Raw genomic sequence first — 23,978 nt, forward strand, 5'->3', positions numbered from 1 at the left:
TGTTGAGTTTTCTTAGGGTCCCAGCCTTTTTCAAGTATGGGCTTTGTGTTATAATAGATTATATTCCTTCTGGTACTGGAATAAATGGGATTGTATGAGGTAAGCAATGTTTTTTTCAAGCAATATTTTTTCTCGTTATTTTAAGCAGTTTGATTGGACGGCTATTGTAGATGATGCTGTTTCCAAGTTGATTTCTCTGCTCTTTTTATTTATCTTATTTTATATTGCCAAGAAGCTTCTTCATGTCTTTGTTAGAAGAATTATCTCCCCATCCTTAAAGTTTTCTAGTACTGACATCGCCAGACAGAAAACCATTAGTCGCTTGATAGAGAATGTTCTCAATTATGCCCTTTATTTTCTTTTGATCTATTGGATTTTATCCATTTTAGGTTTGCCAGTTTCTAGTCTGTTAGCTGGTGCAGGGATTGCCGGAGTAGCTATCGGAATGGGGGCGCAAGGCTTTCTATCGGATCTGGTCAATGGCTTCTTTATTCTTTTGGAGCGTCAGCTAGATGTAGGCGACAGTGTTCGCTTGACCAATGGTCCTATTAATATAGCGGGAACAGTCGTTAGTGTCGGGATTCGAACAACTCAAATTCGGGATGCAGATGGCTCGCTTCACTATATTCCTAATCGCAATATTATGGTCGTCAGCAATCTTTCGCGCGGAGATATGCGGGTTTTGATTGATATTCCGATTAATGCACAAACAGATTTAGATAATATTGCTCGTGTGATTGAGAAAGTCAACCAAGCATCCCTTAAAGATTATCCTGAAATTTTACAAGAGCCAGATATTTTGGGACCTCAGTTAGAGGAAAATAGCCAGTTTGTTTTTCGTGTTAGCATGATGGTTCAAAGTGGGACTCAAACTAAAATTTACCATTCCTTTTACAGACTTTATCATGAAGCTTTACTAAAGGAAGGCATTGATTTGCCAAATTAATATTCTAAAGCTAGTCCTTTAGTATAGAGGAGAAAATATGAAACATGATCCCCCACACGAAATGATTGATGCTGATGGGAATCTCTATCAAATTAAGAAGCCTTTACATAAACAGCCATTATTTTGGACCAGTGTCATCAGTACTGGCTTGGTCATTATTCTATCTTTGGTAACAGTTGCTTTACTGCTCATTAATTTCAGCCTTTCAGAGGATAGTTTGAAGATAAATGGCAGGATAGATAGTTCATATCGGGCTTACGATTATAAAAATGAGCATCCTAATCATTATTTTGGCGATGCTGTCTTTTTTCAAAATGGAACTAAAATCACTGTTCAGTCAGCAAAGATGGATACTAATAAAAAGATGAGTGACGATGCTGCTGGAGTTGCTGTTGTTGTGTCTATAAAGGTTAAGAATACTTCCAATCGGAGGATATTATTAAATCCCTATAATTTCGACTTATATGATGAAAAAGGAAATCTTTATATTTTAGATGGTTCTACCTTTGACCATGCTCAGGTAGGGATGGATTTAATTCCTGGGAAGACGATTAGCTTCGACTTGGTGTTTGATGGTGAGAAGGGGGATGAGCATTCCTATACCGTAACTTATGGTGAAGATAAGTGGATGAAGCCCAAATCAAAAAAATAGCGATCATTTTAATGAATGAACTAAAGATAAATAAAAAAAACCAAACTTTCCTATTGATAGGATGAGCTTGGGGATTTTTTATTAGAGTTTTTCTTTTGGCCAGCTGCTCATTTCTGCAACAGCAGTAAAAAGGACGTCTGTAGAGGAGTTCAAGGCTGTTTCGCAAGAATCTTGAATGACCCCAATCACGAAGCCAACACTAACGACTTGCATAGCTAAATCATTAGAAATGCCAAAGAGGCTACAAGCAACAGGAATTAGTAGAAGAGAGCCACCTGCAACTCCAGATGCACCGCAGGCAGAGACAGCCGCAACGATGCTCAAGACAAAAGCAGTCGCAAAGTCTACTTGAATTCCCAAAGTGTGAACAGCAGCAAGGGTCAAAGTATTGATAGTGATCGCAGCACCAGCCATATTGATGGTGGCTCCCAGAGGGATCGAGACAGAATAAGTTTCAGGGTTTAGATTTAAGTCTCGACAAAGTTTCATGTTAACAGGAATATTAGCTGCAGAACTACGTGTAAAGAATGCTGTGACCCCGCTGACTCTGAGGCAACGCCAAACAAGAGGATAGGGGTTTTTTCGAAGCATGGCAAAGACGATCAGAGGATTGATGATCAGGGCGACCATCAGCATAGTGGCAATTAGGACTAAGAGCAATAAACCATAACTTTGTAGAGCCTGAAATCCCTTGCCAGAAATGGTAGTGTAAACCAGCCCTAAAATCCCGAAAGGAGCGAGGTTGATGATCCATTCGACGATTTTAGAAGTAACTTCAGCTGAGGTTCGAAGCAGATCCTTGCTGTGATGACTCGCTTCGCGCATGGCAATCCCAAAAACTACAGCCCAAGAGAGAACGCCGATATAATTAGCTGAAATAAGAGCATTGAGAGGATTGTCAACCAGCTTTAGCAAGAGGTTGCTTAGAACTTGTCCGATGCCGTCAGGAGGTGAGAGGGACTGTTTAGCGTCTGCCAAATCAATTTCAAGCGGAAAGACAAAGCCAACAAGGACTGAAACAAGGGCAGCCGCAAATGTTCCCAACAGATAGAGCATAATCACTGTTTTCATATTGCTCTTCTCTCCCTTCTTCTGCTGAGAAAGAGCATTGGCTACAAGAGCAAAAACCAAGAGAGGGGCAATTGCTTTTAGACCGCCAACGAAAATTTCACCCAACAGACCAATTGCTGAAGCTTGGGGAAAGAGGACAGCTAATAAAGCCCCGCATAGGATACCCAGTGAAATTCGTTTAATAAGATTTGTTTTTTTCCAAGTAAGAATTATTCGATGAAGCATGGCTATTCCTTTCGTTACGATAGAAAGTCTGCTCCAACAGTTAAAGAAATTGCTGAAGCTTGGGTGTAAGAAAGCAGAGCTCTCTCGTTGATAGATATATTAGTTCAATGGCTTTTAAAGTGCTTAGAAAGCAGAAAAAATCATACTCATTAGATTCGTATTATCTGAATGTGCCACAGAGTATTTCTCCATTATACAATAGAAAGCTAGTGAAAGCAATGCTGGTCCTAGCTGGTCATTCCCTATATTCCCTAAAATCTGCAATTGGAAGTAGCTGATTTCATGAACGGTAAGAAGATTTTAGATAAGTTTTAAATCTTTTTCTTGACCCTGACCTTAGGGGAGGGAGTATACTAATAATAGATAAGAAAGGAGATTATTATGCAAATCAATATGATTCGTTCAGATAAAGTTTATCAAGAGATGCTCGAGCTTCCTTTAGAAAAGAGAGAAGGTTGCTTTCGAGCGAAAATATTAGCACCTTTTGCAAAGAAATACCAAACTCAACACATTCCTTTAAAAGCAAAGTATCCCGGAGGATTTGATGCTCTGTTTCTACTTGGCTTTATGAATCTGTTGCCCGGAACTCTATCAGAAAAGGATAGACCAGCTATCGACGCTCTGAGCTCTAATCAACTCTGGCAAAATTGTCAAGATACCATCAAGAGGAGTATTGGTCTTTTTGAGCAGGCTGGCTATGACTTAGAGGTTGAGGATTACCATTTTACTATTTTATTGGGCAATCCAGAAAAACCTATGCTACAGCTCAATAAGGGTTATAGCGGAGATGGCGGAATTCCAGGCTACCTCATGCTTAGTCTGCTACCAAATGACTATACTTTACCACGTGTGCAGGCTGCGTTGGCCCATGAGTGTAATCACAATGTCCGTTTCCAATTTGTCAAATGGAATCAGCAGACGACATTAGCAGACTGGGTAGTCAGTGAAGGATTGGCAGAGTCTTTTGCGGCTGAGCTCTATGGTAAGGATCTCATTGGGCCTTGGGTTACTTCAACCAGTCCAGAGCAGTTAGAAGAGATTAAGCCCATCATCTCCAGTCAGCTTCAGCTAACTGGGATGGCAGAAATGGCTCCTTATCTCTACGGTGATGAAATTGCTGAGATTCAAGGTCAAATACCGGTTGGAATGCCCTATGCTGCAGGCTATGCTTATGGTTATCATCTGATACAATCCTATCTGAAAAAGACAGGCAAGACTATTATTGAAGCAACAGTGACGCCTACAGAAGAGATTATAGAGGCGACTAAGGACTTTTGGAAATGACACTTTTGCTTGCAAATCTGCCAGAGTTTGATATAATGTAGGTAATTTTTGGAGGTGACTATATGCACTATAAAAGAGTTGAATTAAAAGTCAAAAATCAGGGTATCCATGAGCGCAAGATTTTTCAAGGTGTTAAGATTTTCAGTCGTAGCAAGCTGTCCAAAGATCAGAAAAGCATTCTAACACAGAAGCTTTACCTGACTCCGAAGCAAAACATTGTTTACTATCAACGTACAGATGTCAACTATGACCAGAACTGGCATCATCATAAGGACTATTACGAATTAGCTTATGGTCAGATGGGTAGAGAGACGGTTTTTGAGGTTTGCCAAGATTTTGACGAACTAAGTTCTTTCCTGGAGAACGAACTGCTGGAGAAGCTAAAAGAAAAGCAGTCTGCAGGCAAATTTTTTGAAAAATTAGATATATAAAAGTCCGACTGCTTTTATAAGCAGTCGGATTTCTTTGAATTTTAGTTTGATAATCTTTCATGAGGGAATATAGAACTATTGAACCAGCAGTATTTTTTTATTTTACCAATATACTGAAATTAGATCCATTTTTATCATGAGCAGCTTTTGTTAGAAGCTGTGGAAACAGTATAGTTGAAATCTATGAAGAATAAGTGTATAATCGAGAAAAATGATTGAGCACTCACTCAATTTTGTAGATGAGTAAAGGAGTTCATACAATGGTTGTTCAAGCAATACAATATAGTCGTTTCGGTGATGAAGAAGTGTTAGATTTAGTGAACATTAAATCTGATTCTTTGAAAGAGAATCAAGTTAGGGTAGAAGTTTATGCAGTTGGGTTAAATCCTATTGATTATAAGACTTATGAGGGGGCAAAGCCACTCCGATTTCTATCTTTTATGACAAAACTAAAGCAGCCAAGTCGTTGGTTTGAGTCAAAATCATCTCTTTTTCCAAGAGGTGTTGGTCGGGATTTTGCTGGAGTTATCACAGAAGTTGGTGAAGGAGTAAGTCGGTTTGCGGTAGGTGATAAGGTTTTTGGAACAATGATCAGTGACCCTGGATTAGGCACCAAGAGGGGAGCTTTGGCCACAGAAATTTGTGTCAATGAATCGGAAATTGTATTGAAACCAGATATGATTGATATGAATCATGCTGCTACTATGGGGGTAGCCTCTTTAACAGTGGGAGGTGCTTTTAGAAAAATTGAGTTAAGCTCTAAAGATGTTGTAGTTATTTCAGCTGCAGCAGGTGGTATTGGAAGTATTGCAGTACAGTACGCAGTTGCTAAGGGTGCAACAGTTATCGGAATTGCAAGTAAGAAAAATTCAGAATATCTGAAGTCCTTAGGTGCTATACCAGTAGCTTACGAAGAGAACATCCAGAATGCTCTTCTATCAGAAAGTCCAAGGCCGGTTACTAAATTCTTAGATTGCTATGGAAGTGATTACGTTAAGTTGGCTTTTAGTCTAGGTTTGAAGGGGAGTGAGATCGGAACTCTAGTACCTTCACCATATGTTATGATAAAAGGAGCTCAGTTCACGGGCCCGAGACATTCCACATATGATGATTTGAACACTCTGGCGGAAATGGTCTCAGATGGGAAGGTTCGGCTGAATATTGATCAGGTTTATGATTTTTCTCTAAAGTCTGTTAGAGAGGCATATCGTAGTCTGAAGTCGGGACACACTCGAGGTAAGAAAGTTGTAAAAGTAAGAGAGTAGCAGAGAGGTGCTAGCAATGGAAAGTTTAGAACAAAAGTATGCTCAGACATTAGAAAATAGCAACTTGAGTTTAAAACAACGTCAAGTGTTATTATCAAGTCTAAAGTTATTTTCAGAAATTGGCTTTGAGAATACAACAGCCAGCCTTATTGCTAAGGAGGCTGGAGTTTCAGAAGGGACCGTTTTTAGTTATTTTAAAACTAAGGAAGGTATTTTAGAAGCAATTTTATCGATTTTTCTAGACCAAGTTATTCCAGATGTGATTGCTGATTTTTCTGAGAAGAAATTTACAGCAAACCAAGAGAGTTTTCCAGTGTTTTTGAGAAGCATTGTTCGAGATAGACTGGTTTTCATTCAGGAGAATCAGATGCAAGTTAAAATTCTCTTGAGTCGTTCTTTTATTGATAAAACTATTTCTAGCCAGTTAGGGAATGTTATTGTTCACTCTATCATTAAGCCAATTAGTCCAGTTCTGAATCAGTTTAAAAAAAATGGTGTTATCCGAGATTGGTCAAATGAAAGAATAGTTCGTTATATTTTAGCTTTGAGTCTTTCTTATGCTCTTCCAATGATGCTAAATGATAAGGAAGATGTGAACATAGATGAAGCAGTAAACGAAATTGTTGACTGCCTGTCTTCTGCCTTAGTAGAAGTAAAGTAAATCTAGATTTTTAAGCTTACTATTTTAAATAGTAAGCTTTTTTGAAGCCAACATAAAAATCCCCAATCGTTGTGATTGAGGATTGAGCAAAGAATCTTAAACAATACCTTGGGTAATCATAGCGTTGGCTACATTTTCTTCGAAGGCAGCGATATTTTCTCCTGCAAGGTAGTCTTTGCTAAGTCTGTAAGTTTTAGCTGCGTTGAGGATCTTGGTCATGATGTCCTTGAGACGGCCAGAGTATACTGACATTTATTCATCTGATAAGAGGGATTTTATCATCCAGATATTCATAGCTGGGTGGCCGACGGCGTTAGAAAGTGGTTGTTGTAGTGCTGTAAAACCATAGTGTTGATAGATGGCCACAGCCGTAGCCAGCTCAGTAGAGGTTTCTAGATAAAGCTGTTCATAACCTGCTAGGCAAGCTTCCTGGAATATCCGCTTTATCAGTCGACTGGAATAACCTTTGCCACGACTATTTTTAGTGACATACAGTTTTTGTAATTCAGCAATCTTATCGGACACAGGTGCAAAGCCACCACAGCCAACCAGCTGCCCTTCATTTTCTAGAACAAAGTAAGCTGCCCTCTCTTGATGTTGATAATAGTCGGCCAAATGATCTAGATGAGAATCAAAGTAGACAGTTCCAGGTTTGTCAAGCCCAAATTCCTCTAAGCTAGCTCGAATGAGCTGCGCTACAGCTGGATTGTCTCTCATTTCCATTGGCCGTAAGTTCATGATTTGACCTCCGATAGGATGTATCGACTAATTAAACAATACCTTGCGCAATCATAGCATTGGCTACGTTTTCGAAGGCAGCGATATTTGCTCCCGCAAGGTAGTCAGTACCAAGACCGTATGTTTCAGCAGTTGTTTTAGCTGTGTTGAAGATGTTTGTCATTATGTCTTTGAGACGTCCATCAACTTCTTCACGGGTCCATGAGAGACGAAGACTGTTTTGGCTCATTTCAAGCGCAGATACAGCTACACCACCAGCGTTGGCAGCTTTGGCAGGTCCGTAAAGGATTCCGTTTTCTTTGTAGACTTTAATCGCGTCAAGGTCACTAGGCATGTTAGCGCCTTCTGATACACAGATAACTCCTTGAGCAACCAAACGTTTAGCTGCTTCACCGTTGATTTCGTTTTGAGTCGCACATGGAAGAGCGATGTCGTAGTTGCCAGCGTAAGTCCATACAGAACCTTCATGGTATGTAGCAGTTGCTTTCTCAGCTGCATACTCAGTCAAACGAGCACGGCGTTTTTCTTTAACATCTGTAAGAAGGTCGAAGTCGATACCATTTTCATCGATGACATAGCCGTTTGAGTCAGATACAGAGATAACAGTAGCACCAAGTTCAGTAGCTTTTTGAAGAGCGTATTGAGCTACGTTACCAGAACCTGAAATAACCACTTTCTTACCAGCAAAGCTGTTACCGTTAGCTTTGAGCATTTCTTCAGTATAGTAAACCAAACCATAACCAGTTGCTTCTGGACGGATTAAGCTACCTCCAAATCCAAGAGGTTTACCAGTTAAAACACCAGCGTCGAATTGGTTAAGGCGTTTGTATTGGCCATAGAGGTAGCCGATTTCACGTCCGCCGACACCGATATCACCAGCTGGAACGTCAAGAGATGGACCGATGTGTTTTTGTAATTCTGTCATAAAGCTTTGGCAGAAGCGCATCACTTCAGCATCAGTCTTACCTTTTGGATCAAAGTCAGATCCGCCTTTACCACCGCCGATTGGCAGGCCAGTCAAGACGTTTTTAAAGATTTGTTCAAATCCGAGGAATTTCAAAATCCCTTGGTTTACAGTTGGGTGGAAACGAAGTCCGCCTTTATATGGTCCAACAGCTGAGTTAAATTGAACACGGTAACCACGGTTAACTTGTACTTTGCCTTCACGGTCAACCCAAGGAACACGGAAAGAAATGACGCGCTCAGGCTCAGTGATACGTGCCAAGATGTTTTCTTCGATATACTCAGGATGTTTTTCAAATACAGGCTCTAAAGTGCTGAAGAATTCTTCAACAGCCTGGAGAAATTCAGCCTCATGCCCGTTACGAGCTTTCACAGTTGCAAACACGCTTTGGATATATTCTTTAGCAGATGTCATATCGTTCTCCTTTTTGTTGTTATATTTTATTACATGAGTCATTATAGCAGAATTTTTTTGGGGTGTAAAGAAAAAAGTTGAATTTTCTGAAAATTTGCAAAACTATCTTTCGGATAGATTCCCGAACGTTTATTGGAAAATTCCAGTTTAAAAAGCGAAAAAGTGGAGTTTGGTGATATAATGAGGAAAAAGAGATAGAGGCATTAGCCTTCATAGGGAAAAGGAGTATTTTACTATGGTTTCGACATCGACACAGATTGCTGGTTTTGCATTTGATAATTGCCTGATGAATGCAGCTGGGGTTGCCTGTATGACAAAAGAGGAACTGGCAGAAGTCAAAGATTCTGCTGCAGGAACCTTTGTGACCAAGACGGCAACGTTAGAATTTCGTCAGGGAAACCCAGAACCGCGCTATCAGGATGTTCCGCTGGGGTCTATCAACTCCATGGGCCTGCCAAATAATGGTTTAGACTACTATCTTGACTACCTGCTGGAACTTCAGGAAAGTGAAGCAAATCGCACTTTCTTCCTCTCTTTGGTCGGTATGTCGCCAGAAGAAACCCATACCATTCTTAAGAAAGTTCAGGCAAGTGATTTTAAAGGGATTACTGAGCTCAATCTCTCCTGCCCCAATGTCCCTGGCAAGCCACAGATTGCTTATGACTTTGAAACGACGGAAAAGATTTTGTCAGAAGTTTTTGCTTATTTCAAAAAGCCACTGGGCATTAAGCTGCCTCCTTATTTTGATATCGTGCATTTTGATCAGGCTGCTGCGATTTTTAACAAATATCCGCTCAAGTTTGTCAATTGTGTAAACTCTATCGGAAACGGTCTTTATATAGAAGATGAGTCAGTGGTTATTCGTCCGAAAAATGGCTTTGGAGGTATCGGTGGTCAGTACATCAAGCCGACTGCTCTGGCCAATGTCCATGCCTTTTACCAACGCCTGAAACCAGAAATCCAAATCATCGGAACTGGTGGTGTCTTGACAGGGCGGGATGCTTTTGAGCATATCCTCTGTGGAGCCAGTATGGTGCAGGTCGGAACAACCCTTCATAAAGAAGGAGTGGCAGCCTTCGAGCGCATCACCGCAGAACTCAAGACTATTATGGAAGAAAAAGGCTATGAAAGTCTGGAAGATTTTCGAGGAAAATTGAAGTATATTGAGGGGTAATCTTCTATACAAGCGTTGTTGTGATTTGAAATGAAGAATAAGGCTGGGTTGATAGTCATTAAGACCCAGTTTTTTCATATTATTTTGAAGAAAGTTCTAATCAAATTGCTATAATTTCGACTCCTTTTATGAGAAAATAGACGCAAAGAAATGAGGTGTTTTTATGGCTGAAATTTATCTAGCAGGCGGGTGCTTCTGGGGCTTGGAAGAGTACTTCTCCCGCATTGAGGGTGTGGAGGAAACGACAGTGGGATACGCCAATGGACAGGTGGAATCAACCAACTACCAGCTGATTCATCAAACGGACCATGCAGAGACGGTTCATCTAATCTATGATGAAAAGAGGATTAGTCTGCGGGAAATCCTGCTCTATTATTTCCGAGTTATTGATCCTCTGTCGGTCAATAAGCAGGGAAATGATGTAGGACGCCAGTATCGGACAGGTGTTTACTATACCAATCAAGCTGATAAGGCGGTCATTGAACAGGTCTTTGCTGAGCAGGAAAAACAGCTGGGACAAAAGATAGCTGTTGAGCTGGAACCTTTGCGCCACTATGTATTAGCTGAAGACTACCATCAGGATTATCTCAAGAAAAATCCCGGTGGCTACTGCCATATCAATGTCAATGATGCCTATCAGCCCTTGGTCGATCCTGGCCAATATGAGAAACCTACAGATGCGGAACTGAAAGAACAGTTGACGCAAGAGCAATACCAGGTGACCCAGCTCAGTGCGACAGAGCGTCCTTTCCACAATGCCTACAATGCCACTTTTGAAGAAGGAATTTATGTAGATGTGACGACTGGTGAGCCCCTCTTTTTTGCTGGTGACAAGTTTGAGTCTGGTTGCGGCTGGCCTAGCTTTAGCCGGCCGATTGCCAGAGATGTTCTAAAATACTATGAAGACAAGAGTCATGGTATGGAGCGTATCGAAGTGCGCAGCCGTTCTGGAAACGCCCATCTGGGCCATGTCTTCACAGACGGTCCAGAAGCAGCAGGCGGTCTTCGCTACTGCATCAACTCCGCAGCTCTGCGATTTATTCCAAAAGAAAAAATGGAAGCAGAAGGTTATGCTTATCTGCTTCAACACATGAAATAAAAGGCCGTTAGGCCTTTTTTCTGAGCGTTGACAAAAGTTTTTAGATAAGGGATAATGATCATAATAAAAATGAGGAGTGAAAGATGAAATTAAAAAGATTTTCGGCGATTTTACTTACTATTTTAATGATTGTCACTCTAACTGCTTGTAAATCTAATGGTAAAGGGCAGGCTAATTCGAATAAACCAACTGAAGAAAGTTCAAGCTCAAAATCAGAAGAAAAGACTAAGTCAACTAGTAAAGAAGAGAAAACTAGTAAAGAGACCCAGTCGTCAAGTAAGGAAAGTGGAGAGAAGGATAATTCTGGATTCTCAGAAAAAAGGGAAGTTTCGGACGAAGGAGGCCAGTCAACTCCAAAAGATAAAATCTATGCAAAAGGACATGGAAGTGTATCTTATAACTCTTCTGACGGGCAAATTAAAGCTCAAGTGCCTAGTTATGAAGGCTATACTGAGGAAACAGTCAAAGAAGCACTGGGGGAACCTGAGGCAGTGATAAGGGATCCAAAATACCTCACTGGAAACTTTAGAAACCAAGAAATTAAAAACTTAAAATCATTATATTTAGATCAGCATCTTACAAAAGAGCAACTGAGCGCCTTTGGTGCTGCAGTAGCAGATGTTGCAGTCGGAGTTGGACTGGCTGGGGGAGATGAATCTGCTAACAGCTACGTCTTATATAGTTACAAGAAGAATGAGGTCTTCCTCGTATTTTATAAAGGTCAATTATTATATATTACACCGGACCCTGATTATCTTAATTTCGAATAAACTATCAGAATCTCTTGAACTATTTTATAAGGCTTGTTATAATAGCTAAAATCTCCTGAGTGCAAGTATTTAGAAAGTGAGGATATATCGGATGAAAGCCTATATAAATGTCAATCTGGTGACCTGTGATAGCGAATTTCATGTTTATCGGGAAGGCCTGCTTGTGGTGGAGGACGACCGCGTTGCCTACTGCGGCCCCTATGACCAAGCATGGTTAGAGAAATGTAGTGAAACGGTAGACTATGAAGGAGTTTGGATCATGCCAGGCTTGGTCAACTGCCATACTCACTCGGCCATGACTTTACTACGTGGGATTCGTGATGACAGCAATCTGCATGAATGGTTGGAGGATTACATCTGGCCAGCAGAGAGCCTGTTTACAGCAGAAGTGACTACTAAAGCAGTTCAATTTGCTCTGGCGGAGATGTTGCTATCAGGGACAACCACATTTAATGATATGTATAATCCTCATGGGGTAGATATTAAGCAAGTTTATCAAGCCGTCCGTCAGTCGGGGATGCGCTGTTACTTCTCTCCAACCCTCTTTACTTCGCCAGCGGAAACAGCAGAAGAGACCCTGATTCGTACGCGGGCTATTATCGAGGAGATTCTCTCCTATGATGACAAAAATTTTCAGGTCATGGTGGCCCCTCATTCCCCCTATGCTTGTGATAAAGATCTGCTAAAAGGCAGTGTAGATTTAGCGCGTGAGTTGGATTTGAAGCTTCATATCCATGTAGCAGAGACCCAAAATGAAAACAAAATTATCCTAGAACGCTACGGTAAACGGCCTCTGGCTTTCTTGAAAGGTTTGGGCTACTTGGAACAACCAGCAATTTTTGCCCATGGGGTTGAGCTGAATTCGTCAGAGATTGCAGATTTAGCGAATTCACCAGTCAGCATCGCCCACAATCCTATCAGTAATCTTAAGTTGGCTTCTGGTGTGGCTCCGGTGACCAACTTACTAGCTGCTGGTGTGACCGTTGGCTTGGCAACAGACTCTGTCGCTTCTAACAATAATCTGGATATGTTTGAAGAAGGTCGGACTGCTGCTCTACTTCAAAAGATGCGGGTAGGTGATGCAAGTCAGTTTACGATTGATCAAGCCTTGAAAGCACTGACGATTGAGGGTGCTAAAGCGCTGGGCTTGGAGGACAAAATTGGTAGTCTAGAAGTGGGGAAACAAGCCGATTTCATTGCTATTCAACCAAAGGGGCGGATTCACCTTTATCCTTTGGAAAATATGCTGTCACACCTCGTGTATGCGGTTAAAGGTAGCGATGTCCAGGATGTCTACATTGCTGGCAAGCAGGTCGTTCGAGATGGCCAGGTTTTGACAGTGAATGTCAATATAGAAGATTGATTTTGAGAAGAAAATAGAGGCTGCATTTGCTTTCAGTCTCTTTTCTTTTAAGATACTTTCTAAAAACATTAAAAAATTTTTAGAAAACGCTTGCAATTTTAAAATCATATGCTATACTAGATACAAGGATTGTTACTGATCACGCAGGCAAAACCTAGATGAATACAAATAATGAGTTAGAACTCTGTTCTATCTTCTCATTTGGTATTCGTCTAGGTTTCTTCTTTTTTTCAGGAGTTTGAACAGGTCTAGCGTGATCAAAATAGAACAGGAGGATCCCAAATGGCTAAAGACTACACAGAATTAGCTAAGGACATTGTTGCCCACGTTGGGGGCAAAGACAATATCACCAAACTAGTACACTGCGTGACACGCTTGCGTTTTTCCTTAAAGGATGAATCAAAGGCGGACACAGACTATCTGATGAAGAGAGATGGGGTTGTAACGGTTGTCAAGGCCGGTGGTCAATATCAAGTCGTTATTGGCAATCATGTGCCTGATGTCTACGAAACGGTGCTCAGAGTTGCTGGTATTTCTGGAGAGGGCAGTGTCGATGCAGATGACGATGCTGTAGAAGGAAATCTGTTTGACCGCTTCATTGCGCTTGTATCAGGCCTCTTCCAGCCGATGCTCGGTACCTTGTCAGCAGCAGGTATGATCAAAGGTGTGGTGGCCATTATGGCAGCCTTAGGCGTTGCCAAAACAGATGGCGCTTATATTGTTCTCAATGCAGCAGGAGATGGTCTTTTCCAATTCCTTCCTTTGATTTTGGCTATTACAGCTGCTAAACGGTTCAAGATGAATCAGTTCACTGCTTTGGCTATCGGGTTTGCTCTGGTTTATCCAAATATCGCAGCTAGCTTTACGACGGAAAAACCGCTTTATACACTTTTTGCTGGTACACCGATTGAGTCTCCGATTTTTTCGACTTTCTTCGGTCTTCCAATTATCTTTCCAGCATCGAGGATCTTTCCAGCATCGAGCTATTTGTCAACGGTCCTTCCAGTGATTGCAGCTGTTTGGGCTGGAGCCAAGATTGAAAAAGGCTTTAAAAAAATCATTCCAGATGTTGTCAAAGTCTTTATCGTACCATTCTTTACTCTTTTGATTACAGTGCCACTGGCCTTTCTGGTTATCGGTCCGGTCATGAGTTGGGCATCTGATTTAGTAGGTGCTCTCTTTACAGGTATCTATGATTTTAGTCCGGTGCTATATGGTATCGTTCTAGGGGCTGCTTGGCAGGTTCTAGTCATGTTTGGTCTTCACTGGGGCTTGGTGCCACTAGCAATCCTGGAACTGCAAAAAGGTCCAGGTGTCATTCTTGTTGCCTCTATTGCTATCTGTTTTGCACAAGCAGGTGCTCTTATTAACATCATGATGCGAACCAAGGAAGAGAAGGTTCGTCAGCTTTCGATTCCAGCTTTCATCTCAGCTCTCTTTGGTGTAACGGAGCCAGCTATTTATGGGATCACACTCCCAATGCGCTTGCCATTCATCATGACCTGTATTTCTGGAGCGTTGACTGGTGCATATCTAGCTTTCTTTGATGTCAAAATGCAGGTTATGGGAGGTATGGGACTTTTTGCAATTCCATCCTTTATTGAAGCTGGCAACAGCATGACCTTGATTCACTTCCTCATCGCTATTGTAGCGAACTTTGTACTAGGTTTTGGATTGACTCAGCTGGTCAAGATTCCAAACCTTTTCGGCGGTCCGTCTGAAAAAGATGCTACTCCGTCTTTAAATGTTGAAAACGAAAGAGTCTCTGACGGAGCTACTGAGCAAGTCGTGACAAGCCCATTAGCTGGCGAAATAATCGCTCTTGAGGATACTCCAGACGCAGTCTTTGCTAGCGGAGCTATAGGTAAAGGAGTTGCCATTGAGCCAAGTGTCGGTGAAGTAGTGGCCCCTGCCGATGGTGTCATTCGCCTGCTCTTCCCTACCAACCATGCTATTGGTTTAGCTACAGATGATGGAGCAGAACTCTTAATTCACGTCGGTATGGATACAGTAGCCCTTGATGGAAAAGGTTTCACAGCTCATGTTGTCCAAGGCTCTAAGGTCAAAAAAGGCCAGCTTTTGCTCAGCTTTGATATCGATACTATCAAGGAGGCTGGTTACCCTGTGACAACTCCAATCATTGTCACCAATATGAGTCGCTTCAGAGATCTGAAGGTTTTGGCAGAAGGGGAAGTTGACCTAGGGGATACTCTATTTGAATTAAACTAAAAACCATATGAAAAGAGCAGGATGTGGATGTCACCTGCTCTTTTTAAGTTTCAAAAGGTCTTAAGGTTCAGATATTTTAATAATGACGATGTTTTTCTAGAGGATGACTGGAACATCTATTTTATGGTAAAATAGATATGGTAGGAGGCGACAAGGATGAAACGTTCGGATAGAAGAAAAGCTGAAGCCCAAAAGAAGTGGTTTGTTTTTGCTTTGTTTAGTCTGATTATTCTTTCAGCTAGTCTCATTTTATTTTTCCAAAAGGAAATAGATGCAAGAAAGCAGACGAGGCAGGCAAGTATAGAAAATAAAAGTTCAGCTAGGCCGAAGACAGTAGCAAACAAGCAGGTTCAAACGGCTCGTATCATGGCAAATGGTGATTTGCTTTACCATGATGCCCTATATATGAGCGCCCTACGAGAAGATGGTAGCTAGGATTTCTCAGAGAATTTTAAGTATGCTAAAGAATGGCTCCATCAAGCAGATCTTACGATTGGAGATTTTGAAGGGACCATTAGTCCAGACCTACCTTTAGCAGGCTATCCGCTGTTTAATGCACCTGAGTCAGTAGTAGGAGCTATTAAAGATGCGGGTTATCATGTGCTTGACTTGGCTCATAATCATATTTTAGATTCTCAATTATCTGGTCTATTTTCAACTGCTAAGGCTTTTGAAGACCAAGGAATTACACCGGTTGGTGTTTATACCCATGAACCACGTGGCCAAGCGCCTCTGACTATTAAAGAGGTAAATGGGATTAAAATAGCTATTTTAGCCTATTCCTACGGATTTAATGGAATGGAAGGAAATCTCAGTCAAGATGAATATGACCAACATTTATCTAATCTTGATGAGGAGAAAATGAAATCGGAAATCGAACGTGCTGAGAAAGAAGCCGACATTACGGTTGTTATGCCCCAAATGGGAGTAGAGTATCAGCTACAACCGACAGAAGAGCAGGTAAGCCTCTATCACAAAATGGTGGATTGGGGTGCCGACATCATCTTTGGTGGACACCCACATGTGACACAACCATCTGAAACTCTGGAAAAGGATGGCCAGAAAAAACTAATCATCTACTCTATGGGAAATTTCATATCTAATCAACGGATTGAGACCATGGAAGGAGTTGAAAATGCTCAGTGGACCGAGCGGGGGGTTCTCATGGATCTGACTCTTGAAAAGACGCTCAAAGGTACCCGAATCAAGAGCGCTCAGGCTCATCCGACCTGGGTCAGCCGTGTAGAAAAAGGAGGATTTTCTGCTGAAGGCTATCCGCTTTATAGCTACCAAACTCTGATTCTGGAAGACTTTATAGAAGGTGGAAAATATCGGGATAGGCTGGATGAAGCTACCAAGGAGCGGATTGATAAAGCCTACCAAGAAATGAAAGACCATGTTGGCTTGAATTGGGACTAACTATTTTCTTGTCAATCAACATTACCAGAGGAGCTAGGCTTTTCTGGTTTTTATTTGGTGATGAATATGACATTTGCTATAATGAACAAGAAAGGAGCTTAGAGATGGAAGGTATAGGGAGTGGATTGTTGATAGTAGGTTTCTTTGTTCCTGTGTTTTATATACTATTGATCCTTAGTCTGCCGGCTCTTTTGATAATTTTCTTTGGTCAGCCAGGCAAGTCTCTCTATTTGAAGTTCTTGGGACGTCTATGGCTCTTGTTTGGCTTGGGGCTTGCTTTATACTTTGTTTTTGGAATTATCTATGCTCTCATTACTGGTCATGCTTACTAGAGAATTAGGAGGAGTCATGTTCTTATATCAATTCATTTTCTTTTGGTTGCTTTTGGTGATTTGGTTGATTCTGGCTTTAGCAGCCATCGTTCTGCTGATTTTTGGCCTTTTTCTTCGACGCAATTTCTTTAAAGAGAAGCTAGGACATTTGCTTTTGCGAAGTTTGCTAGTGTTGGGACTTGTTAATATCATTCTGGCCTTGCTGACTTAAATGATTTGGATAAAAAGACAAGCAAGATAAAAAAGATAATTTTCAATATTTTTGACAAATAAAACAGCCTCGGATATCGTCGAAGCTGTTTTTTATGTGTTTCAATAAATGTCATTTCTTTCGATACTGTCTGGGAGTCATTTGATAGTATTTTTTGAACTGACGATTGAAGTTAGACAAGTTGTTGAAGCCAGATTGACTCGCAATTTCAAGGACTGAAAGATTTGAATGTTGCAGAAGCTCGGTCGCCTTTCTCAATCGAAACTGAATGAGGAACTCCATGCAGGAGATGCCAATTTGTTTTTTGAAAAAGTTCATAAAATGAGTAGCGCTGTAGCCGCAAATATTAGCCAGATGATCAATCGTTAACTCCTCCTGATAATGAAGGTTGATGTAATCAATAATTGTCCTGATCTTCTCTTCTTTGCGGTAGCCTTCCAAAGATTGCGTTTTGGAGACAACATAACCATTTTCAAAAAGCAGATAAAAGAGCTGGTTAAGCTGGGCCTTTATCTGAAATTCAAAGTAGTCCTTGCGATGATAGCCAGTCTCCATGGTCTCAATCAGACAGGAACGGATGGCTTGATAGCCCTTGTGATGGGGTTCAATCACGTGAACAAAGTCCAGCTCCCCCTTGTAGAGAGGTTGAAGGTAATCAATACTAGCCTGGTCCATGGCAGAGTAGCCCATTAAGTCCAGCTGGAAGTTCAAGGCATCCATGTAGTGTTTTTGATTTTCGATAGGATGAATGGAGTGTAGAGCATTGGGGCGGATCAGGATGATATCTCCCGCCTTGCTGTTGAAATATTCCTGGTCAATATGAAACTTAGCAGTCCCCTCATGGACATAGATCATTTCAACGTCAGTATGCCAATGAAAGAGGATGTCCGGTTGCCCATCTTCAGTAATAGTGCGGGTCAGTGAATAGGGGGTCCCTTGATTTTTATATACGGTATTTTTATGAAGTTGTCCAAGATCTAGCATTCCCTGCTCCTTGTAGTAGAATAGTATCAATATATAAGAGAATTGTGCAAAAAAATATTTTCATCTAAGATTATAATATAATCAAAGAAAAAACGAAAGTGAGAAATGCAATGGCTAAATTTCCTAAAAATTTCCTCTGGGGTGGTGCAACGGCGGCAAATCAATATGAGGGCGCCTATAATCTGGATGGAAAAGGACTGTCTGTTCAGGATGTGACTCCAAAAGGCGGAGTGCCGGCCTCGCCAGGTGATCGCAATCCTTTGATTACCGAGGGTCCGACACCAGATAATCTCAAGCTGGAAGGAATTGATTTCTACCATCGTTACAAGGAGGACATTGCCCTCTTTGCGGAGATGGGTTTCAAGGTCTACCGGACCTCCATTGCCTGGTCTCGGATTTTTCCAAATGGAGACGAGCTGGAGCCCAATGAAGCTGGTCTACAATTCTATGACAATCTTTTTGACGAACTGGCTAAATATGGAATAGAGCCGCTGATTACCCTGTCTCACTATGAAACGCCTCTACACTTGGCGCGTCAGTACAATGGCTGGGCCAACCGTGATTTGATCGGCTTCTATGAGCGCTATGTTCGTACGGTTTTTACCCGTTATAAGGACAAGGTCAAGTATTGGCTAACCTTTAATGAAATCAACTCTGTCCTCCATGCGCCCTTTATGAGCGGTGGCATTGCCACGCCAGCTGAAGAACTATCCAAGCAGGACCTCTATCAAGCGGTCCATCATGAGCTGGTGGCTTCTGCCTTGGCAACAAAGATCGGTCATGAGATCAATCCTGATTTTAAGATTGGCTGTATGGTTCTGGCTATGCCGGCCTATCCTATGACACCTAAGCCTGAAGATGTGCTGGCAGCACGGGAATTTGAAAATCAAAACTACCTCTTCTCTGATATCCATGCGCGTGGAAAATATCCAGCCTATATCAATCGTTTCTTCAAGGAAAATGGGATTGAGATTCAGTTTGCGCCAGGTGACAAAGAGCTTTTGGCTGAAAATACTGTAGACTTTATTTCCTTCTCTTACTATATGAGTGTGGTTGCAGCTCATGATCCGGAAAATTATTCTTCTGGCCGAGGCAATCTTCTAGGTGGCATCCTAAATCCTCATCTGGCTAGCTCAGAATGGGGCTGGCAGATTGACCCAGTCGGCCTGCGCTTAGTGCTAAATAGCTTTTATGATCGCTATCAGTTGCCTCTCTTTATCGTGGAAAATGGTCTCGGTGCCAAGGATGTCTTGGTGGATGGTCCAAATGGCCCAACGGTTGAAGATGACTACCGTATTGATTATCTTAAACAGCATTTGCAGCAGGTGGGAGAAGCGCTGGAAGATGGCGTAGAACTGCTAGGTTACACGACTTGGGGCTGTATTGACCTGGTCTCAGCCAGTACGGCAGAACTCAGCAAACTTTATGGCTTTATCTACGTTGACCGCAACGATGATGGTAGTGGAACTCTAGCCCGTTACAAGAAAAAATCTTTTGATTGGTACAGAGAAGTCATTGCGACGAATGGAGATAGTCTCTATCATTAAAGAGTAAAAAGTGGGTTTTCGAACCTGCTTTTTAATTGTTGGCGGTTGAATGTCTCTTTGATTTTTACTATATCAAGTAGTATAATGAGGGGGATTATTTCAATTGCTATTAAGGAGTTCTTATGTTTGATTCTTCTTTTAAAATCCTGTTCTTTATTTTAGGGATTTGTGTTGTGATTTATATTATTGGAATGGTGAGTCGCCACCGTTTCAAACAAAAATTGGCAGGCTACTGGGGAAGTTCTAATCGTTTGGCTAAAGCCGATAGCGAAGCGAGTCTATGTGAGTCTCTTCTGCTGGAAATGGAACTTCAGTCATACGATAGCTTAGTAGACGATCAAACCTGGTCGGATTTGGATTTGTATGATATTTTCTCTAAGATAGATGCTGGGGCCCAGTCTAGTCTTGGTTCTGAGTACTTGTATAGTAAACTGAGGTTGCAACGCTTTGAAGCAGATCCGATTTTTGAACAATTGCAGAGCTATTTGAAAAACCATCCCAAGGAGCGCTTGGATCTGCAAGTTTTATTTGCTCAGTTAGGTAAGAAGAATTACAATCATGCCAAGAAATTAGTTTTACAGCCCATCAAGCCCAATTACTGGTGGCCTCTTTATATCCTCTTAGGTTTGTTGCCAATTATCTCCTTGGGTCTTATATTTGTAGCTGATTCACTAGGCCTAGTTTTATTTTTGACCAGCCTAGTGGTCAATATAATCTTTTCAGCCATGACACGCTGGTCTTTGTCCATGAAGCTGGAAAATATGAGTTACTTAGTCAGGATTTTCTATATAGCTGATAAAATGAAGGGCTTGAATTTCCCAGGCCACGAACATTTAAAGCCATCTATCAAACCTTTCCGTGCTGCTAGGGTATTTGGTTCAGTTTTTCAAAATCAATCAGGTGGGTCAGAGTTAGAAATCATCTTGCTCTATCTGAATATGATTTTCTTAATTCCTCAGATGGCTCAATCCTATATTTCCAGACAAATTTTTCACCATCAGCAGGAGGCAAAGTCTGTTTTAGATATTCTGGGTCGCTTGGAAGCAGCTATAAGCCTATTGAGCTACAAAGAATCTCTTCCCTTTTACTGTCAGCCGAGTTTTTGTGAAGAGGCGGGAATAGAGGGCAAAAAACTCTATCATCCTCTACTTAGTCAGCCAGTCAGCAATGATGTCAGCTTTACCAAAAACATCATGATCAGTGGAGACAATGCTTCTGGGAAGTCCACCTATCTGAGGACAGTTGCCATCAATGCTATTCTGGCTCAAAGCCTGAACTTTGCCTGTGCAGATAGTCTCAACCTAGCCTATGGTTCGGTCTTGACAGCAATGGATGTGAGCGATAGTATCGAGACAGGCGACAGTTATTTTATTGCTGAGAGTCGCACCATTAAGCGGATGCTAGAGAGTTTGGAACAAGAAGGAATCCATTATTTCTTCATCGATGAGCTTTTTAAGGGAACCAACACTCTTGAGCGGATTGGTGCAGGTCTAGGTATTATAAAATGGCTGGCTGAGCGTCACTGTCTATACATGATTTCCAGTCATGATGTGGAGTTGGTGGCTACTTCTGGAGATTTAAATGATCAATTTCACTTCGACAGCCAATACCGTGACGGAGAGATTGTGTTTGATTATCAGATTAAAGAGGGGAGTGCCCTGACCAAAAATGCAGTGAATACCCTTGAAAGCCTTCATTATCCCAAGGAAATAACAAATGGGGCTAGAAGAATTATAGAAGACTATGAAACGAGCGGTCAGTGGCATTTGCCAGAAGAAGGGGAAATTGTATGAGCATCAGAATGATTGCGACAGATATGGATGGGACCTTGCTGGATGGTCTGGGACAGCTAGATCTTCCTCGTCTGACTACTATTTTAGATGAGCTAGATAAGAGAGACATTCGCTTTGTAGTAGCTACTGGTAATGAAATCGGTCGGATGCGAAATCTTTTTGGTCCAGAACTGGCGAATCGTATTACCTTTGTCGTAGCTAATGGCGCCCGAATTTTCGAAGGGGAAGACAAGATTGTGGAGCAGCATTGGGATAGCCATCTGGTCCAGGATGTTTTAGAATATTTTGCTAGCAGAGAACGAAATTACCATTTGGTTGCTAATCTGCAAAATGGTCCTCACACCTTAGAAGGAATGGACTTTCCTATTGTAGATAGAATTATGACGGAAGAAAGAGCCAGGGAATTCTACCGGCAGATTCATTTTCTCAGTGATTTTCAGGAGCTGGATAAAGAAGCTGTTATAAAAATGAGTATCGTAGTAGATGAAGAGCAGACTAGTTCTGTGACACAGAGAATCAATCAAGATTTTGCAGGGCGACTCAATGCAGTTACCAGTGGCTACGGGGCTATTGATCTATTGCCAAGAGGAATCCACAAAGGCTGGGGACTGCGTAGTTTGATGGAGCGTTGGAAGATTGACGCTGATCAAATCATGGCTTTTGGCGACAGCGAAAATGATATAGAAATGCTTGAATTGGCTGGTTATTCTTTTGCTATGAAAAACGGAGAAGAAAAAGTCAAAAGAATGGCCAAATATATTGCACCAAGTAATGATGAGGCAGGTGTTCTTCAAGTTTTAGAGCAGTATTTAAAAGAAAGATAGGGAATATGGCAGTACAATTATTAGAAGAATGGCTCTTGAAAGAGCAGGCAAAAATGCAGGATAAATACCGAGAATTGAATCAAGTATCCGTTAAGGAACCAGATATTATTTTTATCGGAGATTCCATCGTAGAATACTACCCTTTACAGGAACTATTACAGACGAATAAGGTCCTGATTAACCGTGGAATTCGTGGCTACAAGACGGATTTGCTCCTAGACAACCTTGATGCCCACCTCTTTGGTTCTGCTTTAGATAAGGTTTTTATTTTAATAGGAACCAATGATATTGGCAAGGAGATGCCTCAGCCAGAAACGCTGGCTAATTTGGAAGCCGTTATTCAGGAGATTTCTCGTGACTATCCTCTGGCGCAGATCCAATTGCTGTCGGTCCTGCCGGTCAATGAAGCTCCAGCCTACAAGAGCACGGTCTATGTCCGCAGCAATGAAAAGATTCAGGCCCTCAATCGGGCCTATCGCCAGCTGGCTAACGCCTACATGAATGTCCAATTTATCGATCTCTACGATGCTTTTCTGGACGAGGGAGGCCAGCTGCGCCCAGACTACACAACAGATGGTCTCCATCTGACCATTGCTGGCTATGCAGCCCTGTCCAAGGCTTTGCAGGAGACGTTATAGAGATAAAAATAGGGAGCGAAAAAAGCCCAACCAGACAAATCTTTAAAGGAAGATTTGTTTTTTTTAAAACTTTTTGTTTACAAATGTAAATGTTAGTGGTAAAATAGCATCATAAGATTTACAAATGTAGATTTTGAAAGGAGAAGCTATGCAAATTTCCAATGCGGAATGGCGCATCATGAAGATTATCTGGATGGAAGGCAAGCAGACCAGCACGGATTTGATCGCCGTCTTGTCCGAGCGCTTTGATTGGTCGAAGTCGACCATCAAGACTCTCTTGACGCGCTCGGTGGAAAAGGGGTGCTTGACTAGAGAAAAAATAGGCAAAGCCTTTGTTTACTCGGCTTTATTGACGCAGGACCAGAGTTTAGACTTGGTGGTTGAGGAGGTGAAAGACAAGGTTTGCTCAAAAAGAATTGTCCAGGTGCTTGAAAACTTGATTCAGGCGAGTGACTTTACGCTTGCAGATCTTAATCAGCTGCAGCAGGTCCTGGAAGAAAAGAAAGCAGAGGCTGTCGAAACAGTCCCTTGCAATTGTATGTAATAGAAAGAAGGAAATTCCATGTTTGGATTGTTGATTAGTATTGTTTGTTTACTTGTGGTTGCTTTTATTGCTTGGTGGTTCTTTGCAGAGCATGAAAAGGTAAGCGGCCACGCTCGTCAGAAATCAGGTTATCAAGAAATTGAAGTCGAAGTCATGGGGGGCTATTCGCCTGAAACCATTGTCCTGAAAAAGAATGTTCCAGCCCGGATCATCTTTAATCGCAAGGATCCATCTTCATGTCTGGCTCAAGTGATCTTTCCAGATTTTGGCGTTCATGAAGATTTGCCTTTAGGTGAAAAACATGTCATTGAAATTACGCCAGAAAAAGCGGGCGAATATGGGTATTCATGTGGAATGAACATGATGCATGGTCACATGATTGTGGAATAAAGGAGTAGGT

At 41.6% G+C, this 23,978-nt stretch carries 24 protein-coding genes and 1 pseudogene; 20 read left to right on the forward strand and 5 right to left on the reverse strand.

Annotated elements, in window-relative coordinates; all coding sequences use genetic code 11:
- Window positions 1-106 precede the first annotated feature (106 nt).
- Both HMPREF2780_RS03665 and HMPREF2780_RS03670 read left to right on the forward strand, forming a co-directional pair.
- Window positions 107-946: a mechanosensitive ion channel family protein gene (locus HMPREF2780_RS03665; protein WP_008808284.1), complete on the forward strand. Its 840-nt coding sequence runs from the start codon at window positions 107-109 to the stop codon at window positions 944-946.
- Between the two features lie 37 nt (window positions 947-983).
- On the forward strand, window positions 984-1,598 hold the full coding sequence (locus tag HMPREF2780_RS03670; RefSeq protein ID WP_105026179.1) for a DUF4352 domain-containing protein: 615 nt from the start codon (window positions 984-986) through the stop codon (window positions 1,596-1,598).
- A gap of 81 nt (window positions 1,599-1,679) precedes the next feature.
- Here the strand turns inward: HMPREF2780_RS03670 and sstT are convergent, their stop codons facing one another.
- Window positions 1,680-2,894 (reverse strand): serine/threonine transporter SstT, encoded by a 1,215-nt coding sequence (gene sstT / locus HMPREF2780_RS03675; protein ID WP_105026180.1) that lies wholly within the window; start codon window positions 2,892-2,894, stop codon window positions 1,680-1,682.
- 381 nt (window positions 2,895-3,275) lie between these two features.
- On the opposite strand from sstT, the gene HMPREF2780_RS03680 reads away from it, so the two are divergent.
- From HMPREF2780_RS03680 to HMPREF2780_RS03695, 4 genes are all read left to right on the forward strand, one after another.
- Complete coding sequence (locus HMPREF2780_RS03680; RefSeq protein ID WP_105026181.1) at window positions 3,276-4,178, forward strand: DUF2268 domain-containing putative Zn-dependent protease; 903 nt, start codon at window positions 3,276-3,278, stop codon at window positions 4,176-4,178.
- A gap of 62 nt (window positions 4,179-4,240) precedes the next feature.
- Window positions 4,241-4,609 carry an EXLDI protein gene (locus HMPREF2780_RS03685; RefSeq protein WP_105026182.1) on the forward strand — a complete coding sequence of 123 codons (369 nt, stop codon included), beginning with the start codon at window positions 4,241-4,243 and terminating at the stop codon, window positions 4,607-4,609.
- A gap of 260 nt (window positions 4,610-4,869) precedes the next feature.
- A complete protein-coding gene (locus tag HMPREF2780_RS03690) occupies window positions 4,870-5,874 on the forward strand; it encodes an NADP-dependent oxidoreductase (protein WP_105026183.1) in 1,005 nt (334 codons plus the stop codon).
- A 16-nt stretch (window positions 5,875-5,890) separates the two neighbouring features.
- Window positions 5,891-6,535, forward strand: coding sequence for a TetR/AcrR family transcriptional regulator (locus HMPREF2780_RS03695; protein WP_105026184.1), 645 nt, complete (start codon window positions 5,891-5,893; stop codon window positions 6,533-6,535).
- A 96-nt stretch (window positions 6,536-6,631) separates the two neighbouring features.
- Here the strand turns inward: HMPREF2780_RS03695 and HMPREF2780_RS03700 are convergent, their stop codons facing one another.
- From HMPREF2780_RS03700 to gdhA, 3 genes are read right to left on the reverse strand one after another with little or no spacing between them, the layout of a single operon-like run.
- Window positions 6,632-6,787 (reverse strand): NADP oxidoreductase, encoded by a 156-nt coding sequence (locus HMPREF2780_RS03700; protein WP_053794202.1) that lies wholly within the window; start codon window positions 6,785-6,787, stop codon window positions 6,632-6,634.
- Entirely contained in the window at window positions 6,788-7,273 is a 486-nt protein-coding gene (locus HMPREF2780_RS03705; protein WP_048777399.1) for a GNAT family N-acetyltransferase, read from the reverse strand. It abuts the gene before it with no gap.
- 31 nt (window positions 7,274-7,304) lie between these two features.
- On the reverse strand, window positions 7,305-8,651 hold the full coding sequence (gene gdhA, locus HMPREF2780_RS03710) for an NADP-specific glutamate dehydrogenase (RefSeq protein ID WP_048777398.1): 1,347 nt from the start codon (window positions 8,649-8,651) through the stop codon (window positions 7,305-7,307).
- Window positions 8,652-8,886: 235 nt separating this feature from the next.
- On the opposite strand from gdhA, the gene HMPREF2780_RS03715 reads away from it, so the two are divergent.
- From HMPREF2780_RS03715 to HMPREF2780_RS03750, 8 genes and pseudogenes are all read left to right on the forward strand, one after another.
- The gene (locus HMPREF2780_RS03715) at window positions 8,887-9,825 is read left to right on the forward strand and encodes a dihydroorotate oxidase (RefSeq protein ID WP_048777397.1); all 939 of its coding nucleotides are present in this window, start codon (window positions 8,887-8,889) and stop codon (window positions 9,823-9,825) included.
- A gap of 163 nt (window positions 9,826-9,988) precedes the next feature.
- Window positions 9,989-10,924 carry a peptide-methionine (R)-S-oxide reductase MsrB gene (gene msrB / locus HMPREF2780_RS03720; RefSeq protein ID WP_105026185.1) on the forward strand — a complete coding sequence of 312 codons (936 nt, stop codon included), beginning with the start codon at window positions 9,989-9,991 and terminating at the stop codon, window positions 10,922-10,924.
- 83 nt (window positions 10,925-11,007) lie between these two features.
- On the forward strand, window positions 11,008-11,694 hold the full coding sequence (locus tag HMPREF2780_RS03725) for a DUF4947 domain-containing protein (protein WP_105026186.1): 687 nt from the start codon (window positions 11,008-11,010) through the stop codon (window positions 11,692-11,694).
- Window positions 11,695-11,785: 91 nt separating this feature from the next.
- On the forward strand, window positions 11,786-13,057 hold the full coding sequence (locus tag HMPREF2780_RS03730; protein WP_105026187.1) for a TRZ/ATZ family protein: 1,272 nt from the start codon (window positions 11,786-11,788) through the stop codon (window positions 13,055-13,057).
- 282 nt (window positions 13,058-13,339) lie between these two features.
- Window positions 13,340-15,286 carry a beta-glucoside-specific PTS transporter subunit IIABC gene (locus HMPREF2780_RS03735; RefSeq protein ID WP_105026188.1) on the forward strand — a complete coding sequence of 649 codons (1,947 nt, stop codon included), beginning with the start codon at window positions 13,340-13,342 and terminating at the stop codon, window positions 15,284-15,286.
- A gap of 156 nt (window positions 15,287-15,442) precedes the next feature.
- A pseudogene (locus HMPREF2780_RS03740) lies at window positions 15,443-16,705 on the forward strand (CapA family protein).
- 104 nt (window positions 16,706-16,809) lie between these two features.
- A complete protein-coding gene (locus tag HMPREF2780_RS03745; protein ID WP_082307232.1) occupies window positions 16,810-17,037 on the forward strand; it encodes a hypothetical protein in 228 nt (75 codons plus the stop codon).
- A 16-nt stretch (window positions 17,038-17,053) separates the two neighbouring features.
- Window positions 17,054-17,248 carry a hypothetical protein gene (locus tag HMPREF2780_RS03750; protein WP_048777391.1) on the forward strand — a complete coding sequence of 65 codons (195 nt, stop codon included), beginning with the start codon at window positions 17,054-17,056 and terminating at the stop codon, window positions 17,246-17,248.
- A 111-nt stretch (window positions 17,249-17,359) separates the two neighbouring features.
- On the opposite strand, the gene HMPREF2780_RS03755 is transcribed toward HMPREF2780_RS03750, so the two are convergent.
- Window positions 17,360-18,232 carry an AraC family transcriptional regulator gene (locus HMPREF2780_RS03755; protein ID WP_061586270.1) on the reverse strand — a complete coding sequence of 291 codons (873 nt, stop codon included), beginning with the start codon at window positions 18,230-18,232 and terminating at the stop codon, window positions 17,360-17,362.
- 110 nt (window positions 18,233-18,342) lie between these two features.
- Here HMPREF2780_RS03755 and HMPREF2780_RS03760 point away from each other — a divergent pair, with 110 nt between their 5' ends.
- The 6 genes from HMPREF2780_RS03760 (at window position 18,343) to HMPREF2780_RS03785 (ending at window position 23,968) form a co-directional block, all read left to right on the forward strand.
- A complete protein-coding gene (locus tag HMPREF2780_RS03760; protein WP_105026189.1) occupies window positions 18,343-19,779 on the forward strand; it encodes a glycoside hydrolase family 1 protein in 1,437 nt (478 codons plus the stop codon).
- Between the two features lie 122 nt (window positions 19,780-19,901).
- Window positions 19,902-21,572 carry a MutS-related protein gene (locus HMPREF2780_RS03765; RefSeq protein ID WP_082307230.1) on the forward strand — a complete coding sequence of 557 codons (1,671 nt, stop codon included), beginning with the start codon at window positions 19,902-19,904 and terminating at the stop codon, window positions 21,570-21,572.
- Window positions 21,569-22,396 (forward strand): Cof-type HAD-IIB family hydrolase, encoded by an 828-nt coding sequence (locus HMPREF2780_RS03770; RefSeq protein WP_105026190.1) that lies wholly within the window; start codon window positions 21,569-21,571, stop codon window positions 22,394-22,396. The genes HMPREF2780_RS03765 and HMPREF2780_RS03770 overlap by 4 nt, the downstream gene beginning before the upstream one ends.
- A gap of 5 nt (window positions 22,397-22,401) precedes the next feature.
- On the forward strand, window positions 22,402-23,034 hold the full coding sequence (locus HMPREF2780_RS03775) for an SGNH/GDSL hydrolase family protein (protein WP_105026191.1): 633 nt from the start codon (window positions 22,402-22,404) through the stop codon (window positions 23,032-23,034).
- A 148-nt stretch (window positions 23,035-23,182) separates the two neighbouring features.
- Window positions 23,183-23,578, forward strand: a complete 396-nt coding sequence (locus tag HMPREF2780_RS03780) for a CopY/TcrY family copper transport repressor (protein ID WP_046164964.1) — start codon at window positions 23,183-23,185, stop codon at window positions 23,576-23,578.
- 18 nt (window positions 23,579-23,596) lie between these two features.
- Entirely contained in the window at window positions 23,597-23,968 is a 372-nt protein-coding gene (locus tag HMPREF2780_RS03785; RefSeq protein WP_002901455.1) for a cupredoxin domain-containing protein, read from the forward strand.
- Window positions 23,969-23,978 lie beyond the last annotated feature (10 nt).

Source organism: Streptococcus sp. HMSC062B01, from assembly GCF_001811085.1.
Lineage (GTDB): Bacteria > Bacillota > Bacilli > Lactobacillales > Streptococcaceae > Streptococcus > Streptococcus gordonii.

Coding starts and splice junctions, on each gene's coding strand:
- HMPREF2780_RS03755 (WP_061586270.1), bottom strand. CDS start 18,232: ATGCTAGATCTTGGACAACTTCATAAAAATACCGTATATAAAAATCAA.
- HMPREF2780_RS03785 (WP_002901455.1), top strand. CDS start 23,597: ATGTTTGGATTGTTGATTAGTATTGTTTGTTTACTTGTGGTTGCTTTT.
- gdhA (WP_048777398.1), bottom strand. CDS start 8,651: ATGACATCTGCTAAAGAATATATCCAAAGCGTGTTTGCAACTGTGAAA.
- HMPREF2780_RS03760 (WP_105026189.1), top strand. CDS start 18,343: ATGGCTAAATTTCCTAAAAATTTCCTCTGGGGTGGTGCAACGGCGGCA.
- HMPREF2780_RS03680 (WP_105026181.1), top strand. CDS start 3,276: ATGCAAATCAATATGATTCGTTCAGATAAAGTTTATCAAGAGATGCTC.
- HMPREF2780_RS03695 (WP_105026184.1), top strand. CDS start 5,891: ATGGAAAGTTTAGAACAAAAGTATGCTCAGACATTAGAAAATAGCAAC.
- HMPREF2780_RS03735 (WP_105026188.1), top strand. CDS start 13,340: ATGGCTAAAGACTACACAGAATTAGCTAAGGACATTGTTGCCCACGTT.
- HMPREF2780_RS03780 (WP_046164964.1), top strand. CDS start 23,183: ATGCAAATTTCCAATGCGGAATGGCGCATCATGAAGATTATCTGGATG.
- HMPREF2780_RS03665 (WP_008808284.1), top strand. CDS start 107: ATGTTTTTTTCAAGCAATATTTTTTCTCGTTATTTTAAGCAGTTTGAT.
- HMPREF2780_RS03775 (WP_105026191.1), top strand. CDS start 22,402: ATGGCAGTACAATTATTAGAAGAATGGCTCTTGAAAGAGCAGGCAAAA.
- HMPREF2780_RS03745 (WP_082307232.1), top strand. CDS start 16,810: ATGGAAGGTATAGGGAGTGGATTGTTGATAGTAGGTTTCTTTGTTCCT.
- HMPREF2780_RS03725 (WP_105026186.1), top strand. CDS start 11,008: ATGAAATTAAAAAGATTTTCGGCGATTTTACTTACTATTTTAATGATT.
- HMPREF2780_RS03690 (WP_105026183.1), top strand. CDS start 4,870: ATGGTTGTTCAAGCAATACAATATAGTCGTTTCGGTGATGAAGAAGTG.
- sstT (WP_105026180.1), bottom strand. CDS start 2,894: ATGCTTCATCGAATAATTCTTACTTGGAAAAAAACAAATCTTATTAAA.
- HMPREF2780_RS03730 (WP_105026187.1), top strand. CDS start 11,786: ATGAAAGCCTATATAAATGTCAATCTGGTGACCTGTGATAGCGAATTT.
- HMPREF2780_RS03700 (WP_053794202.1), bottom strand. CDS start 6,787: ATGTCAGTATACTCTGGCCGTCTCAAGGACATCATGACCAAGATCCTC.
- HMPREF2780_RS03770 (WP_105026190.1), top strand. CDS start 21,569: ATGAGCATCAGAATGATTGCGACAGATATGGATGGGACCTTGCTGGAT.
- HMPREF2780_RS03670 (WP_105026179.1), top strand. CDS start 984: ATGAAACATGATCCCCCACACGAAATGATTGATGCTGATGGGAATCTC.
- msrB (WP_105026185.1), top strand. CDS start 9,989: ATGGCTGAAATTTATCTAGCAGGCGGGTGCTTCTGGGGCTTGGAAGAG.
- HMPREF2780_RS03715 (WP_048777397.1), top strand. CDS start 8,887: ATGGTTTCGACATCGACACAGATTGCTGGTTTTGCATTTGATAATTGC.
- HMPREF2780_RS03765 (WP_082307230.1), top strand. CDS start 19,902: ATGTTTGATTCTTCTTTTAAAATCCTGTTCTTTATTTTAGGGATTTGT.
- HMPREF2780_RS03750 (WP_048777391.1), top strand. CDS start 17,054: ATGTTCTTATATCAATTCATTTTCTTTTGGTTGCTTTTGGTGATTTGG.
- HMPREF2780_RS03705 (WP_048777399.1), bottom strand. CDS start 7,273: ATGAACTTACGGCCAATGGAAATGAGAGACAATCCAGCTGTAGCGCAG.
- HMPREF2780_RS03685 (WP_105026182.1), top strand. CDS start 4,241: ATGCACTATAAAAGAGTTGAATTAAAAGTCAAAAATCAGGGTATCCAT.